Origin of the sequence: Enterococcus columbae DSM 7374 = ATCC 51263 (assembly GCF_000406925.1) — a bacterium.
Taxonomy (GTDB): domain Bacteria; phylum Bacillota; class Bacilli; order Lactobacillales; family Enterococcaceae; genus Enterococcus_E; species Enterococcus_E columbae.
Genome location: NZ_KE136347.1, coordinates 257,225 through 272,791 on the forward strand (window position 1 = coordinate 257,225; position 15,567 = coordinate 272,791).

A 15,567-nucleotide genomic window follows, 5' to 3' on the forward strand; every position below is an offset into this window, starting at 1 on the left:
GAAGGAGAAAAAAACAGTGAAACAAAATTATGCAATTATTGGCTTAGGCCGATTTGGCGGTAGCATTTGCCGTACATTAGTTGAATCAGGCCAAGAGGTTTTAGCGATTGATTCAAATGAAGAACGTGTAAATGAATATATGAATATTGCCACTCATGCAGTGGTTGCAAATGCCCAAGATGAAAGCACCTTACGTTCATTGGGGATTCGTAATTTTGACCATGTCATTATTGCGATTGGGGAAGATATTCAAGCCAGTATTTTAGTAACCCTGATGGTCAAAGAGATGGGGGTACCCAACGTATTGGCGAAAGCGCAAAATGAATATCATGCCAAGGTGTTAGAGCGTGTAGGGGCTGATCGGGTCGTCCATCCAGAACGGGATATGGGGGTTCGGATTGCCCATAATTTAGTCTCGCGCAATATTTTAGATTTTATCGAATTATCTGATGAATTTTCACTGGCTGAAATCAAAGTATCGAACCCTAAATTCTTTAATAAATCGCTAATTGAAGTGAATTTCCGTCAAAGATTTGGCCTAACCATTGTAGCCATTCGTCGTGCAGATGGTCAAGTTGTTGTATCACCACCGGCTAATGAAATTGTTTGTGAAAATGACAATCTTTTAGTTATTGGTAGTACGGTGAATGTCGATAATTTAGATGAAAAATTGAATGATTAATCAAAAGTGAGGGGAACAAAATGAAGTTAACGATTTCTAAGGAAGCTCAAAGTTGGTTTGATCAAGAAATTATTTTACATGAAAATCAAGGGATTCGTTTCTATGGCAAGGTTTATGGGAGTACACCGATTCATGAAGGCTTTTCAGTTGGCCTAGCAGTGGACACCCCTCAACAGCCGATTGTAAAAACGATTGTAAATGATAGACTGTATTTTATTGAGGAAACAGATCAGTGGTTCTTTGCTAACCATGATTTAATCGTGGATTATGATGAAAAACTAGATGAACCCTGCTATCGTTTTGTTCAACCATAAGTTGTGATGAATGAAGTTAAATTTTTTTTACTTCATTCATTTTTCTTTTAATCTTTTTAAGATCGTTTGGGATTACTTGTTTTATTTACAAAACTTGGGTACAATACGTTTAATGATTGCTAAAGGGGACTACCAATTTTATGATACAAATTATGAAGGATTCGGTGATACATTTCAATCGAATTAAAGAAATAAAAAGATTACCATTCGGAAAGTTAGTCGGTTATCTTTTACTATTAAGCTTATTGATGGCGATTCCGTTAGCTACGCAGGTAAATCAAGTTTTTTCAGAAATTAAGCAAGATAGTATAGAAGTTGCCAATCACCTGCCGGATTTTCATTTTGAAGATGGCAAGCTGATTCTTGCTGATCTTTCTCAAAAGGGCTTTATTTATCAAACGGATTCAATTATCTTTACCTTTGATCCTGATGGCAAGCGAAGTGTAAATGATATTGCAACTGATCGCTTAGGAAATGTATTGAGTGCGGGCTTGACGAAAGATAAATTTGTGCTATCCTTTCCGGCAAGCGAGTTTACGCATACCATGTTAGGGAGTAATCAGCTTGTTATTGATTATGATAACCCGGTATTTGCTCAGTTGACGGGTAAAAAAATACGCACTGAAATCAAAAATAGTCAGTTTCCTATATGGATGTATGTGGTCATGTTGATTATGGTTTTATATCCATCTTTTGTTAATTTAGCGATTACTATTTTTACGGTGGCTTTGATTGCAAATATTTATAGTCATATGCTACGTTACAAAAATGGATTTATCGATAATTTAAAAATGATGATTGCCTGTGCTAGTTTGCCAGTGGTATTAGCATTGCTTATTTCCACTGTCTTACCAGATTTTGATAGTAATCTATTTATTACTCTAGGTAGCTTCTTTATCTTTACGCAGGCGATTAAAGAAGAACAACGAATCGTTTAAAAAATACAAAGATTGCTCGATGATAAATGACTAAGGCTAGTCAATTGTCAACATTGAGCAATCTTTTTTAGCTCTTTTTACATTTAAGCAACTAGTAGAGCAATAGAAACTTTTGAAATTTTTTGAGCAGATTTTTTGCTGAATAACACTCTTTTTGATACTCTTACAGTGTAATAACATTTTAGGAGGTTTTATAGATGACTTATCAATTACCAGAATTACCTTACGCTTACGATGCATTAGTACCAACAATCGATGAAGAAACAATGCATCTACATCATGAAAAACATCACAACACTTACGTTACTAATTTAAATGCTGCAATTGAAAAACATCCAGAATTTGGTACCAAGACAGTTGAAGAATTAGTGGCTGCAATTAATGAAGTGCCTGAAGATATTCGTACGGCTGTCCGTAACAATGGTGGTGGTCATGCGAACCATTCATTCTTCTGGAAAATTATGTCTCCAAATGGTGGCGGTGAACCAGTTGGTGAATTAAAAGCTGCCATTGAAGAAGCTTTTGGTAGCTTTGATGAATTTAAGGCTCAATTTAAAGCAGCAGCAGCAGCTCGCTTTGGCTCTGGCTGGGCATGGTTAGTAGTCGATAACGGTAAATTAGCAATTATTTCAACAGCAAACCAAGATAATCCATTAATGGAAGGTAAAGTACCTGTCGTTGGCTTAGACGTTTGGGAGCATGCTTACTACTTAAACTACCGCAACGTTCGTCCTAACTATATCGATGCATTTTGGAATGTAGTGAACTGGGAACAAGCGAACGAAAATTATTTAGCAGCTAAATAGTGCAACGATTAAAGGAGATCATCTATAGATAGGTGGTCTCTTTTTTAGTTGTATTTTTGAAAAAAGAAAGCAAATGTTAACAAAAATAATTGCGAACGTTTTCAATGTGTTATATAATGCTTATTGAGCAGACGAATACTTGCTCAAACGATTTTTTGGAGGTTTTTAGGTAATGGAACACGGTAAAGTGAAATGGTTTAACAATGATAAAGGTTTTGGATTTATTACAACTGACGCAGGAAATGATATTTTTGTGCATTTTTCTGCTATCCAATCTGAAGGCTTTAAAACACTAGAAGAAGGACAAGAAGTAACTTTTACTGTTGTTGAAGGTCAACGTGGTCCTCAAGCAGCAGAGGTTGTTAAATTATAATAATAAACAAGAAGGCTGAAGTTTGTTCAGTTGAAAGGAGAATGGTTGTTGCAATCTTTCTCCTTATTTTTTTAGTTTATACTGACTCATTAGAAGAAAAAGGAGTGTCTACTTTTTGCGGAGTTGGAGCTGATTTTTGGTCTTTGATGAAGCAAGGTGATAAAGGAGAGAAAATGACGATGACAAATAATATTCTTGATTTACAAAATGGTTCAGATATTCGTGGAATTGCTATTTCAACAGATGAATTGACTGCTAATTTAACGGTACCAGCAGTAAAACAAATTGCTGTGGGTGTTTTAAATTGGGCCTCATCTAAGCTTGGCAAACAAGCTAGCGAATTAACGTTTGGTTTAGGCTGTGATAGTCGTTTAAGTGGACCAGAATTAAAGCAAGCGATGATTGATATGTTTACTAAAGCTGGAGCAAAGGTCATTGATTTTGAACTGGCGACGACGCCAGCGATGTTTATGGCGACGCAATTTGCGGCGTTTGCTTGTGATGTCACCTTAATGCTGACAGCGAGTCACCTACCTTACTATTATAATGGAATTAAATTATTTACGGCTAAAAGTGGGGTCGAAAAAAGCGATATTCAAGAAATTTTAACCTTAGCTAGCAACAGTGAGCTAGTCGAAGTTAAAGCGCAGCAGCCTGTTCAAACAGCTGATTTATTGACTCCTTATGCTGATTTTCTAGTTGAAAAGATTAAAAGTGGTAGCCGAACTAATGTAGACCAACCTTTAGCTGGCTGGCATATTATTGTAGATGCAGGTAATGGGGCGGGTGGCTTTTTTGCTGAAAAAGTTTTAAAACGCCTGGGTGCTGATATTAGCGGTTCACAGTTTTTAACCCCTGATGGACATTTTCCAAATCATATTCCTAATCCGGATAATAAAGAAGCGATGGCTAGTATTAAGGCTGCTGTTTTAGAGCATCAAGCGGATTTAGGTGTTATTTTCGATACAGATGTTGATCGAAGTGCAGTTGTAACAAAAAGTGGTGCATTGCTGAACCGCAACAATTTAATTGCTGTTTTAAGTCGAATTATTTTAGCGGAACATCCACATACCCGAATTGTTACGAACTCACCCACTACGAATCATTTAAAAGATTTTATAGAGTCTTTAGGTGGGAAGCAGGTTCGCTATATATCAGGCTATCGGAATGTAATTAATAAAGCGATTGCTTTAAATGAGCAGGGACTAGATACACAGCTAGCGATTGAAACGAGTGGTCATGCAGCGTTTAAAGAAAATTATTTCTTGGATGATGGCGCTTATGTTATTGCCAAAATTTTGATGCTTTTACCTAAATTAAAAGCTAGCAATCAAACCTTGGATGATTTAATTGCTACCTTAAAACAACCTATTGAAACACAAGAGGTACGTTTTAAATTAGAAACAGCCGATTATCGTCAACTTGGGCAACAGGTAATTCGTGATTTAGCCGATTATTCAGTTGAGGGCTGGACAATTGATCCAGAAAACGAAGAGGGAATTCGTTTTACCTTGACAGCTCCTTATGGGGATGGTTGGTTCTTATTACGGATGAGCCTACATGAACCGTTACTTGTTTTACAAGTTGAAAATGATTTAGCCAATCAAATTCAGCCTGTTTTAATTGAAATCCAAAAATTCTTGAACCGTTATCCACAGGTGAACCAAGAAAAATTAAAAGAAATTTTAACAAAATAGTATGCTTGATTTAGTTTTGAGTCATCCAATGTTTGCCGATTGGATGGCTTAAAAGCTTTAAAAAGTCTTTTTAGATGCTTTTTATGTATCATTGCGAATATTTCGTTTTTGTTAAATTTTTGTAATAAACCATAGGATGTATTGCTCAAAGGGGACAAATATGGCAAAATCTACATGATATATCTCCATATTTTACTGGATGTATATAATCGCTATTAATTGTGAGGAGGTTAACAAAGATAGATTCCTCCCTTATTTAGTAGACATTTAAAGAGGTGTTCTATGAAATTATATCAAAAAATTATTATTGCTATCTTGAGTGTGTTAGCCATTACTGTCACAAGTGCTACAGTATGGGCTGCCTTTGCTTATAAAGATGCAAATGCCACTTTTGCAGCAATTAGTAAACATGTGGAACGTAAATCAACTAAGCGAACAACATCGGTTAGCTTAGAAGATCGAGATCCAATAACCATTGCTTTATTTGGTATCGATACGGGTGGTTTAGGACGAACAGAGCAAGGACGTTCTGATACCATGATGATTGTTACCTTAAATCCTAAAGAGAAAAAGACGACTGTCGTGAGTTTAGACCGTGACATTTATACCAAAATTGTTGGTTATGATTCTTATGATAAATTAAATCATGCCTATGCCTTTGGTGGAGTAAAGATGGCGCTTGATTCAATTGAGTACTTATTAGATGTACCAATTGACCATTATGTTTCAATTAATCTACAAGGCTTAACTGATTTGATTGATGCGGTTGGTGGAATCGAAGTCAATAATAAAATTGATTTTACGCTTGATGGGGTTCATGTACCAGAGGGTAAACAACATTTAGATGGTACCTCCGGATTAGCCTATGCCCGGATGCGTAAGCAAGATCCAGAAGGGGATATTGGTCGCCAACGACGTCAACGTGAGGTTGTTTCTAAAATTGTACACAAAGTTTTAGGTTTAGATGGTATTTCAAAATATAAGGAAATTCTAAAAGCTGTGCAAGACAACTGTACTACCAACTTAACTTGGGATCAGCTATTAGATATTTCTAAAAATTATGTACCAGCTTTAGAAAATATTCAAAGCTATCAATTAAGTGGGGAAGAACCCTCATGGCAAAGTGATGTCTACTATCAAGTTTTAGGGAAACATGAATTATTAAATATTCAAAACTTGATTAAGTCTGAATTAGGCTTACCAACTAAGAGTGAATTAACGATTTCAGATGGTTATAGTGAGGGGTATAACCCTGATCAACTTTATGATGATGAGGATACACCATTAGAATCAGATGAGCAGACACAAAAAGAAGCTAAAACACAAACCCAACAGTCTACTGCTTCAAGTGATAGTGTGACTAATGTTAATAACACACAAACTGACTATGTTACTGATGAAAATGTGGCAGTCAATCAATAAATAAACGATTAATCGCAATGCTAGCAAGAGCGGACAGATTCGTTCGTAGGCGCATTGCGATTTTTTAATTTATTTGAAAATATTATCGAAAATAGCTAGTTTTGTGATAAAATATTTCAAGTAGTCTAATGGCTGAATTTAAATATTCAGTTAAATATTGAGATAATTTTAACCATCTATCAAACTGTATTATATAATGCTTAGTGATCAACTAGAATAAAGCCCAAATTGCTAAGAAAAAAGTTTGAGATAATAAGTAATTTTACTTGTTTAGATAAAGGAGAGCCTTAGTTTGAAAAACGTAAAAAAATCACACATTCCCTTTCGATTAAATTTTCTATATTTATTAATTTTTGTATTATTTGTCGCTTTGATTTCCAGATTAGGTGTCTTGCAATTAGCGAATACCGATAAATATACGAGTAAGATCAATGCGCTTTCAGTTATTGAGGTAAGTGAAAGTACGCCAAGAGGAAATATTTATGATGCCAATCAAAAACCACTAGCGATTAATCATACTTCACCAGCTATTACCTTTACTCGAGGGGTGAATACATCGGCAGCTACTTTATTAGCTTTAGCCAATAAGCTGAATCAATACATTGATATGCCTATTGATGAGCAGTTGACAGATCGTGATTTACGTGATTTTTGGTTAGCAGACAAAAATAATTTAAAGAGCATGCAAAAGCAATTGACTAAAAAAGAACGTGAATTAAGTAATAGTGAGCAGTATAAACGCATGGTTGCGTTAGTGCCAGCTGATCAGCTAAACTTTGATGATAATCAAAAAAAGATTATTACTATTTTTAAACGTTTAAATAGTGCGCAGTCTTTAAGTACTGTGTATGTTAAAAATGAAGGAGTGACTGACCAAGAATTAGCTGTTGTGGCAGAGCATGCAAGTGAGCTGCCAGGTATTTCTACTGGGAATGACTGGGACAGAGAAGTCGTCGCCCAGGGTAGTTTAAAAAGCTTAATTGGTAAAGTTTCTACAGAAAAACAAGGCTTACCAGCCGAAGAAGTCGATAGCTATTTAGCAAAAGGCTATGCTCGTAACGACCGAGTAGGAACGAGTTTTATTGAAAAAAGCTATGAAGATTATTTACAAGGGAAAAAAGCGAAATATGAAATTACTGTAGATGGCAAAGGCAATGTCACCAGTAAACAAGAAAAGGCAGTTGGTGCTAAGGGTCAAAATATTGTCTTATCGATTAATGCTGATTTTCAGGCAAAGGTAGATGAGATTCTTCAACGGAATTATCAGGCTTTGGTTGATAGTGGGATGGCAGCTTATTCACCTGGTATTTATGCTGTAGCGATGGATCCAAACACAGGTGGTATTTTAGCGATGAGTGGTTATTATCATGAAATACTATCTAATGAAATTGAAGAAAATGCAATTGGAACCTATATTAATGCCTTTGTACCGGGGTCTGTTGTTAAGGCGGGTACGCTAACGGCTGGTTGGCAGGCTGGCGTAATTAATGGCAATCAGACTTTGCTAGATGAGCCTATCTATATTCAAGGGACTGCAGCCAAAACCTCTATTTTTAACCGTACGGGTGGAGCCAATATGTATCTAACCGCCGAAAAAGCTTTAGAAGTTTCTTCTAACAGTTATATGATGAAGGTTGCTTTAAAATTAATGGGTCTAGAGTATCAACGCAATATCAGTCTACCGTTAATAAAAAATCAAGCTAGTGCTTATGAAGCGCTTCGTAAGGCTTTTGCAGCCTATGGCATGGGAGTTAAAACCGGTTTAGATTTACCAAATGAAGGAACCGGGGTTCAACCAGCTGTTGATCAACTTTCTGAAAAAGATAATGATGGCGGGAAAATCCTTGACTTATCTTTTGGACAGTTTGATACGTATACGACCATGCAGTTGGCACAATATGTGGCGACAATTGCTAATGGGGGCAATCGTGTAGCTCCTCACGTGGTTTCCGCAATTTATGATAATAGTGAAGATGGTCAATTAGGTAAAAAAGTGAAAGAGATTAGTACCAATGTATTGAATAAGGTCGATATTTCAGCAGAGAATTTGGCTATTATCCAAAAAGGGTTTTATGATGCAGTCCATGGTAGTAGTGCTTATACCACAGCCACTGCTTTACGTTATGCTAAAATGAACCTCTCAGCTAAAACAGGTACGGCTGAAACAACGGTAACAGATAATGGGAAGGTAATTGATGTAGTCAATTTAAATGTGGTTGTTTATGGTCCCTCAGATGATGCCAAGGTTTGCTTAGCTGTGATGATTCCTCAACTTAAAGATAGTGCCGGCCATCCTAATTTGACGATTGCTAAAGAAATCATGGATGCTTATGCGGATATTTATCAAGTAGGTCAATAATCATAAAAAAGGAAGGGTGATTATTTGAAAGAGTTAAAAGTTGCTAATCTTACAAAAACTTATGGTGAAAAGGAATTGTTCAAATCTATTTCCTTTATGGTTCATGAAAAAGATCGAATTGGCTTGATTGGTATTAATGGTACAGGTAAGAGTAGTTTATTAGCTATTTTGGCTGGCTATGATCAAGCTGATGGTGATTTAGCAGTTATTGATAAAGCCAAGGATTACACAGTAGGCTGTGTTTTACAAGCAAGTGATTTTCCTGAGGAGCTTTCAGTTTTAGAAGTGATTTTCCAAGGGGATAGTCCACAAATACGTGCAGTAAAGGCCTATGAACAAGCTTTATATGCTTTAAGCTTAGATCCACTAGATGAACAAACCCAAAGACAATTTACTTTAGCGGAACAAAAAATGAATGAATTAGATGCTTGGCAAACGGATACCAACGCGAAGATTATCTTGCAAAAATTAGGGATTCAAGATATGAATCAATCGTTTGGTCAATTATCTGGTGGACAGAAAAAGCGCGTGGGCTTGGCGCAGGTATTAATTGATGAGCCAGATTTATTATTACTAGATGAACCAACCAACCATTTAGATTATGAGACAATTGCTTGGCTAGAAAATTATTTGTCTCAGTATAAAGGTGCGATTATAGTGGTTACTCACGATCGTTACTTTTTAGATCGCGTGGCTAATCGCATTTTTGAATTAGCGCATGGTCGATTGACCGAGTATAGTGGCAATTACGAGCAGTATGTGTTGAAGCGCTCAGAACAGCAACGAATTGAAGTTGAACAAGAAAATAAACGGATGCAACTATATAAACAAGAATTAGCTTGGATGCGAGCTGGGGCAAAAGCACGTACGACTAAGCAACAGGCACGTATTCAGCGTTTTGAAAATTTAAAAGAGAATCTTCATCAAGTAAAGACGAATGAAACTATTGAAATCGATTTGGCAACGACTCGCTTAGGCAAGAAGGTCTTGGAAATCAAACAAGGTAGTCTGTCTTTGGGAGAACAAAAGCTGTTTGAGAATTTAGATTTGTTGATTCAAACCAAAGAGCGCTTAGGAATTACTGGTAAAAATGGTGCAGGAAAATCTAGTCTTTTAAACGTGCTTGCCCAGCGCTTACCACTCACTTCAGGAAAACTAATTGTAGGTGAAACCGTTCGTTTGGCTTATTATACTCAGCAAAATGAAGCGATGGATGAAAATCAACGGATGATTCAATATCTACAAGAGGCGCTTTCGCAAGCGAAACAAGCAGATGGTAGTCAAATCAGCGTCACTGAATTACTTGAACGCTTTTTATTTCCTAGATATATGCATGGTACACTAATTGGTAAGCTATCTGGCGGTGAAAAACGGCGCTTGTATTTATTAAAGCTATTAGTTCAGCAGCCAAATGTTTTATTACTAGATGAACCAACGAATGATTTAGATATTGAAACACTAACCATTCTTGAAAATTATTTGGAGACATTTCCAGGGGCCGTTATTACGGTTTCGCATGATCGCTATTTCTTGGATAAGGTTGCCAAAAAGCATTTGATTTTTGAAGGTAGTGGTCACATACAAACCTTCTACGGTGCCTTTAGTGATTATCTTGCATTAAAGAGTCAAGAAGCAATTCAAGAGTCGAGCAACGCTTCTAAAGAAGTCCCCGTTGCTAAAAAAGCCCAGCCTGAAAAGAAAAAGCAAAAGTTAACCTATATGGAACAAAAAGAGTGGGCAACAATTGAAGAGGAGATTGCTCAGCTAGAAGAGGCAATCAGTGATTACCAGGAACAAATGTTAGCCTGTGGCGATGATTTTACTAAATTACAGGAATTGCAAAGTAAAGTGGATCAACAACAAGCCCTACTAGATGAGAAATATCTACGTTGGGAATATTTAAGTGAGTTTGCAGAAGATTAAGGGGTGTAGTATGGAACAGGCATATTTAGATTTAGGACGAAAAATTTTAACCGAGGGACATTTGAAAAATGATCGTACCAATACTGGGACGAAAAGCATTTTCGGTTATCAAATGCGTTTTGATTTAAGCGAAGGGTTTCCTTTATTGACAACCAAACGAGTCCCATTTGGATTAATTAAGAGTGAATTACTGTGGTTTTTAAAAGGTGATACCAATATTCGCTTTTTACTTGAACACAATAATCACATTTGGGATGAATGGGCATTTAAAAATTATGTCGAAAGTAGCGACTATACTGGTCCAGATATGACTGATTTTGGTCGTCGTTGTTTGGTAGATGAAGCTTTTAATCAATTGTATCAAGTAGAGCTACAAAGCTTTTGTCAAAGAATCTTAGCGGATAAGGACTTTGCTGAAAAATATGGTGATTTAGGTAAAGTTTATGGCTATCAATGGCGAAATTGGCAGACTAGTCAAGGCGAGACAATTGATCAAATTAAAGATGTCATTGAAATGATTAAAAACTCGCCCGATTCAAGACGCTTAATCGTATCGGCATGGAATCCAGAAGACATTCCATCGATGGCCTTGCCACCTTGCCATACCTTATTTCAATTTTATGTGGCTGAAGGCAAATTAAGCTGTCAGCTGTATCAAAGAAGTGCGGATGTCTTTTTAGGCGTACCGTTTAATATTGCTAGCTATGCCTTGCTTACTCATTTAATCGCTCATCAAACGGGCCTTGAGGTTGGTGAATTTGTGCATACATTAGGTGATGCCCATCTATATACCAATCATTTTGAACAGATGCAAGAACAATTAAGGCGCCAGGTACGACAAGCGCCTAAGCTTTGGCTAAATCCTGAAAAAAGAGATATTTTTGATTTTGAGATGGATGATATCAAAGTAGAAGGCTACAACCCACATCCAACTATTAAAGCACCGATTGCTGTTTAAAATAATAGCCGACGTTATCGACAAGCTTTAGTCGATAGCGCCGGCTAATTTTAGGTATAAAGTAAAACAGAAAAATACATCAAAATGGCTCCTAGCATAACAAAAAGATGCCAGACAACATGCATGAATTTTATATTTTTGAGACTATAGAAAAAGGCACCTACCGTATAGGCTACACCACCAGAGGCTAATAAAATGGTTCCTACCAGTCCTAGATTTGTCACTAAAGGCTTAAAAGCGATTAAGCATAACCAGCCCATGATGATGTACACAATCGTTGAAAAGTGAGAAATCTTTTTCACTCGATGAAGCGTAATTGATTTATAAACGATGCCGACAATTGCCATTGCCCAAATTAAGCCAAATAATAGCCAACCTAACCAGCCTTTAATCGTCAACAGACAATAAGGGGTATAGCTACCGGCAATTAATAAGAAAATCGAATCATGATCAAAAACTTGAAAGACTTTTTTGGCTTTAGTAAAAATTAAGCTATGAAACAAAGTGGAGAATAGAAATAGTAAAATCATGGTTGATCCATAAATACAGTAGCTGACTACATGAATCGCTGAGCCTAAGCGTGCGCCTTTAATAATCAATAAAACCAATCCGGCAATACTTAGGCCAAAACCAATTCCGTGAGTGACAGCGTTAAATATTTCATTAATAATTAAATATTTTTTAGAAAACTTTGGCATATCCATTAAACTACCTCCTATAACTAAGTGAAATAGATGAAAATTTGGCTAGCGTCTGTTATACTATCTACTATAGTCTTTATTTTAACTCAAAATTTGGTAAAATAATAGCAGTATTAAAGAGAGAGTGGATGGATTCATGAGAAAATTAAAAATTGTTACGGATTCTTCATGTACAATGGAGAAACAAACACGTGATGATTTACAAATTCACGTTATGCCTTTATCAGTAATGATTGATGGGGTAATTTATGCCGACGATGACCAGTTACCTGGTGAAATATTTATGGATAAAATGGCCGCTGCCAGTGAGCTACCTAAGACTAGTCAACCACCAATTGGCCAATTTATTGAATTATACGATCAACTTGGTGCAGATGGGTCAGATATTTTATCTATTCATATGACTAAGGGATTAAGTGGAACGGTGGAGGCAGCGCGACAAGCCGCCCAATTATCTAAAGCCAATGTTGTGGTGATTGATTCAGATACAACTGACCAAGGACTTTCTTTTCAAGTAATCCGTGCTGCTCAATTAGCGCAAGAAGGTAAAAGCATAGAGGAAGTATTGCCAGTAGTTGAAGATATTCGTAGCAAAACTAAATTATATATTGGTGTATCTATGTTAGATAATTTAGTTAAAGGAGGACGAGTTAGTCGTGCTAAAGGCTTGATTTCAAGCTTTTTAAATGTTCGTGTAGTCATGAATTTTGAGCATGGCGAATTACACCCAGTGATTAAAGGTCGAGGAGCTAAGGCTTTTAGTAAATGGTTTGACGGCTTTTTAGATGAAATTGCTAAAATTCCTAATATTCAACAAATTGGGGTTTCTTATGCGGGTAGCCATGAACAAATTCTACATTTTAAAGAAGAATTGCAAGCTAGATTTCCTAAAATGCATATTCCTTTTCTACATACAACGCCAATTATTGCGACACACACGGGTGATGGCGCTTTTGCTATCACTTATTACTATGAATAATCAGCATAGCCAAGCTTGAAGGTAAGTCGGATAAATAGTAGCTAAGTCTACTTTATCCGGCTTATTTGAGATAACGTAAGAAAGGAATGAAGAACAGATGAAATCATCTTTAAAAGGTTTATTCTATACTTTAGTCATTTTTCTTTGTGCCTTTTGCCTTTTTTTACAAATCATTCCCAAACAGCCTAGTTTGTTAAAAACTTCGACCAATCCCCCCACTCAAAAAGTTAAACGTTTGACCTATGTTGCCTTAGGAGACTCGCTTACTCAAGGGGTAGGTGATGAAACGAAGCGTGGCGGCTTTGTACCTTTAGTTTCAGACCAATTACAACAAGCTTATCAATTAAGCAGTATTGATTATGAAAATTTTGGTAAAGCCGGTGATCGGAGTGATCAAATTCTTGCACGCTTGAAAAAAAGTACAACAATGCAAAAAAGTTTAAAACAAGCCAATGTGATTACGCTAACTTGTGGGGGAAATGATTTGTTAAAGGTTATCAAGGATAATCTGTTTCACTTAAAGAAAAAGACTTTTAAAAAGCCTTTAAAAAAATATCAACGACAAGTAGCTAATTTAATTGAGGAAATTAGGAAATATAATGCACATGCGCCGATTTATCTATTGGGCATTTACAATCCGTTTTATTTAAATTTTCCAGAATTTACCCAAATGCAAGAAATCGTTGATGAATGGAATCAAGGTACCAAACAGATTGCTGCTGACTATCAAGCGGTTTATTTTATTCCTATTAATGACTTATTGTATAAGGGGTTAGATAACCAAGTAGGGATTGTAGATAGTAAAGCGGATGATTTGGCTGCTAATGGTGAGAGTCCGACTATCTCCAATCATTTGCTATCAGAGGTAGATCGTTTTCACCCCAATAATATTGGCTATCGGCTAATGGCCCAAGCTGTGATAAATGAAATCAAGCAAACGGAAAAAATATGGCAACCGAAAGAGTGGAAAAAGAATGAATAATAACAAAATAGAATTTCGTAAGCAAAAAAAGCAGCCGAATTATTGGAAGTGGGCTTTTTTAACGTTAGTTGCGCTTTTAATAGCATTGGCTATGGTTGTATTTGTTCGGATGAACGAGCCTAGAGAAAGCCAAGAAACCCTATCAGCATTGACTGCTTCTAAAAAACAATCAACAGCAGCTGTTTTTACGATTAATACGACTAAAAAAGAAGTGAATACGTTAATCGATGACTATTTAAAGGACTTAAATAAAAAGACGCCGATTAATTATTCTTTTGTGTTAGAAAAACAAGCACTATTGACTGGCAAGTTTGAAGTACTAGGCTTTCCGTTGACCTTTTATTTGTATTTTGATCCTTATGTGATGGAAGATGGAAATATTCAATTAAGAGCCAAAAGCTTATCGATAGGTTCTCTAGGTGTTCCGATTAAAGAAGTGATGAAGATGATTAAAAGAAGTTATCACCTGCCTTCATGGATTACGATTCAACCAGAGGATCAATATATCTTGCTGCATTTAGATAAGCTAAAGCTGACTGGTCAATTGAAGCTAAGAGCTAAAACAATTGATTTAGTCAATGATCAGCTACAGTTAGAAGTCTATATGAGTAAAACTAACTAGCATAATTGATCAATCTAGTGTAGAATAAATGGCAAATGAAAAATTAGAGGTGATGAGTTTGGAACGAGCGATTTTTGCGGGGGGCTGTTTTTGGTGCATGGTGCAACCATTTGATGAGCTACCAGGCATTCATTCTGTATTATCAGGCTATACGGGTGGTCATGTACCTAATCCAACCTATGAACAGGTCTGCAGTAAAACAACTGGTCATACTGAAGCGGTAGAAATTATTTATGATCCAGCGTTGATTACTTTTGCAGATTTGGTAGAAATATATTGGCAACAAACCGATCCAACTGATGCATTTGGTCAGTTTGAAGATCGTGGAGATAATTACCGTCCAGTGATTTTTTACTTTAATGAAGAGCAAAAACAAATTGCTGAAGAAAGTAAACAACGCTTAGCTAACAGTGGTCGATTTGATCAGCCAATCGTAACGAAAATCGAACCAGCCCAAGAGTTTTATGTGGCTGAATTATACCATCAGGAATACTATAAGAAAAATCCCGCTAACTTTGCTAGAAATCATGCTAGACGTGCAGCCTTTTTAAAGGAGCATTGGAATGAGCAAAACTAAGAGTTTTTATCAGTATCTGATGGCCAAAAAGGGACCCAGTCATACTGATCGATTACAATTATTTGCCACCGCGGTCAGCGCGGATTCTCAATTTCCCAAGCATAGCAAGGATTATGATGAAATTTCGAGCTATTTAGAATTAAATACCGATTATTTAAGTAATTTGAGCTATTTCGATGATTTTTGGGAAGCCTATCTCAATGATAGTAATTACTAATATGTCTGACAGTTATA

Annotated in this window: 16 protein-coding genes; 15 read left to right on the forward strand and 1 reads right to left on the reverse strand. The window is 36.4% G+C overall.

The features are described from left to right. The first annotated feature begins 16 nt into the window (after positions 1 to 16). The 10 genes from RK02_RS01300 to RK02_RS01345 all read left to right on the forward strand — a co-directional run bounded on the left by RK02_RS01300 (position 17) and on the right by RK02_RS01345 (position 11,472). On the forward strand, positions 17 to 682 hold the full coding sequence (locus RK02_RS01300; RefSeq protein WP_016182427.1) for a potassium channel family protein: 666 nt from the start codon (positions 17 to 19) through the stop codon (positions 680 to 682). Between the two features lie 20 nt (positions 683 to 702). Next, positions 703 to 996 carry a HesB/YadR/YfhF family protein gene (locus RK02_RS01305; protein WP_016182428.1) on the forward strand — a complete coding sequence of 98 codons (294 nt, stop codon included), beginning with the start codon at positions 703 to 705 and terminating at the stop codon, positions 994 to 996. Between the two features lie 140 nt (positions 997 to 1,136). Further along, positions 1,137 to 1,934, forward strand: coding sequence for a DUF1189 family protein (locus RK02_RS01310; protein ID WP_016182429.1), 798 nt, complete (start codon positions 1,137 to 1,139; stop codon positions 1,932 to 1,934). 197 nt (positions 1,935 to 2,131) lie between these two features. Next, entirely contained in the window at positions 2,132 to 2,740 is a 609-nt protein-coding gene (locus RK02_RS01315) for a superoxide dismutase (protein ID WP_016182430.1), read from the forward strand. Between the two features lie 172 nt (positions 2,741 to 2,912). Then, a complete protein-coding gene (locus RK02_RS01320) occupies positions 2,913 to 3,113 on the forward strand; it encodes a cold-shock protein (protein ID WP_016182431.1) in 201 nt (66 codons plus the stop codon). Positions 3,114 to 3,292: 179 nt separating this feature from the next. Next, a complete protein-coding gene (locus RK02_RS01325) occupies positions 3,293 to 4,810 on the forward strand; it encodes a phosphohexomutase domain-containing protein (RefSeq protein WP_026231321.1) in 1,518 nt (505 codons plus the stop codon). Between the two features lie 282 nt (positions 4,811 to 5,092). Beyond that, positions 5,093 to 6,232, forward strand: coding sequence for an LCP family glycopolymer transferase (locus RK02_RS01330; RefSeq protein ID WP_016182433.1), 1,140 nt, complete (start codon positions 5,093 to 5,095; stop codon positions 6,230 to 6,232). 292 nt (positions 6,233 to 6,524) lie between these two features. Next, positions 6,525 to 8,591, forward strand: coding sequence for a penicillin-binding transpeptidase domain-containing protein (locus tag RK02_RS01335; RefSeq protein ID WP_016182434.1), 2,067 nt, complete (start codon positions 6,525 to 6,527; stop codon positions 8,589 to 8,591). A 24-nt stretch (positions 8,592 to 8,615) separates the two neighbouring features. Then, positions 8,616 to 10,514, forward strand: a complete 1,899-nt coding sequence (locus RK02_RS01340) for an ABC-F family ATP-binding cassette domain-containing protein (protein WP_016182435.1) — start codon at positions 8,616 to 8,618, stop codon at positions 10,512 to 10,514. A 10-nt stretch (positions 10,515 to 10,524) separates the two neighbouring features. Further along, complete coding sequence (locus tag RK02_RS01345; RefSeq protein ID WP_016182436.1) at positions 10,525 to 11,472, forward strand: thymidylate synthase; 948 nt, start codon at positions 10,525 to 10,527, stop codon at positions 11,470 to 11,472. A 50-nt stretch (positions 11,473 to 11,522) separates the two neighbouring features. Here the strand turns inward: RK02_RS01345 and trhA are convergent, their stop codons facing one another. After that, positions 11,523 to 12,176, reverse strand: coding sequence for a PAQR family membrane homeostasis protein TrhA (gene trhA / locus RK02_RS01350; RefSeq protein ID WP_016182437.1), 654 nt, complete (start codon positions 12,174 to 12,176; stop codon positions 11,523 to 11,525). 133 nt (positions 12,177 to 12,309) lie between these two features. On the opposite strand from trhA, the gene RK02_RS01355 reads away from it, so the two are divergent. The 5 genes from RK02_RS01355 (at position 12,310) to RK02_RS01375 (ending at position 15,550) form a co-directional block, all read left to right on the forward strand. Further along, positions 12,310 to 13,152 carry a DegV family protein gene (locus RK02_RS01355; protein ID WP_016182438.1) on the forward strand — a complete coding sequence of 281 codons (843 nt, stop codon included), beginning with the start codon at positions 12,310 to 12,312 and terminating at the stop codon, positions 13,150 to 13,152. A gap of 97 nt (positions 13,153 to 13,249) precedes the next feature. After that, positions 13,250 to 14,134 carry an SGNH/GDSL hydrolase family protein gene (locus tag RK02_RS01360; RefSeq protein ID WP_016182439.1) on the forward strand — a complete coding sequence of 295 codons (885 nt, stop codon included), beginning with the start codon at positions 13,250 to 13,252 and terminating at the stop codon, positions 14,132 to 14,134. Continuing rightward, positions 14,127 to 14,756, forward strand: a complete 630-nt coding sequence (locus RK02_RS01365; RefSeq protein ID WP_016182440.1) for a YpmS family protein — start codon at positions 14,127 to 14,129, stop codon at positions 14,754 to 14,756. Before RK02_RS01360 ends, RK02_RS01365 begins: the two co-directional genes overlap by 8 nt. A 58-nt stretch (positions 14,757 to 14,814) precedes the next feature. Then, positions 14,815 to 15,333 carry a peptide-methionine (S)-S-oxide reductase MsrA gene (gene msrA / locus RK02_RS01370; protein ID WP_026231322.1) on the forward strand — a complete coding sequence of 173 codons (519 nt, stop codon included), beginning with the start codon at positions 14,815 to 14,817 and terminating at the stop codon, positions 15,331 to 15,333. Then, complete coding sequence (locus RK02_RS01375) at positions 15,320 to 15,550, forward strand: YozE family protein (protein WP_016182442.1); 231 nt, start codon at positions 15,320 to 15,322, stop codon at positions 15,548 to 15,550. Before msrA ends, RK02_RS01375 begins: the two co-directional genes overlap by 14 nt. Positions 15,551 to 15,567 lie beyond the last annotated feature (17 nt).

What these genes read in the sequence shown, in the direction of transcription:
- RK02_RS01375 (WP_016182442.1), top strand. Translation starts at nt 15,320, where the DNA reads ATGAGCAAAACTAAGAGTTTTTATCAGTATCTGATGGCCAAAAAGGGA.
- RK02_RS01320 (WP_016182431.1), top strand. Translation starts at nt 2,913, where the DNA reads ATGGAACACGGTAAAGTGAAATGGTTTAACAATGATAAAGGTTTTGGA.
- RK02_RS01325 (WP_026231321.1), top strand. Translation starts at nt 3,293, where the DNA reads ATGACAAATAATATTCTTGATTTACAAAATGGTTCAGATATTCGTGGA.
- RK02_RS01315 (WP_016182430.1), top strand. Translation starts at nt 2,132, where the DNA reads ATGACTTATCAATTACCAGAATTACCTTACGCTTACGATGCATTAGTA.
- RK02_RS01360 (WP_016182439.1), top strand. Translation starts at nt 13,250, where the DNA reads ATGAAATCATCTTTAAAAGGTTTATTCTATACTTTAGTCATTTTTCTT.
- RK02_RS01355 (WP_016182438.1), top strand. Translation starts at nt 12,310, where the DNA reads ATGAGAAAATTAAAAATTGTTACGGATTCTTCATGTACAATGGAGAAA.
- RK02_RS01365 (WP_016182440.1), top strand. Translation starts at nt 14,127, where the DNA reads ATGAATAATAACAAAATAGAATTTCGTAAGCAAAAAAAGCAGCCGAAT.
- RK02_RS01330 (WP_016182433.1), top strand. Translation starts at nt 5,093, where the DNA reads ATGAAATTATATCAAAAAATTATTATTGCTATCTTGAGTGTGTTAGCC.
- trhA (WP_016182437.1), bottom strand. Translation starts at nt 12,176, where the DNA reads ATGGATATGCCAAAGTTTTCTAAAAAATATTTAATTATTAATGAAATA.
- RK02_RS01310 (WP_016182429.1), top strand. Translation starts at nt 1,137, where the DNA reads ATGATACAAATTATGAAGGATTCGGTGATACATTTCAATCGAATTAAA.
- RK02_RS01305 (WP_016182428.1), top strand. Translation starts at nt 703, where the DNA reads ATGAAGTTAACGATTTCTAAGGAAGCTCAAAGTTGGTTTGATCAAGAA.
- RK02_RS01345 (WP_016182436.1), top strand. Translation starts at nt 10,525, where the DNA reads ATGGAACAGGCATATTTAGATTTAGGACGAAAAATTTTAACCGAGGGA.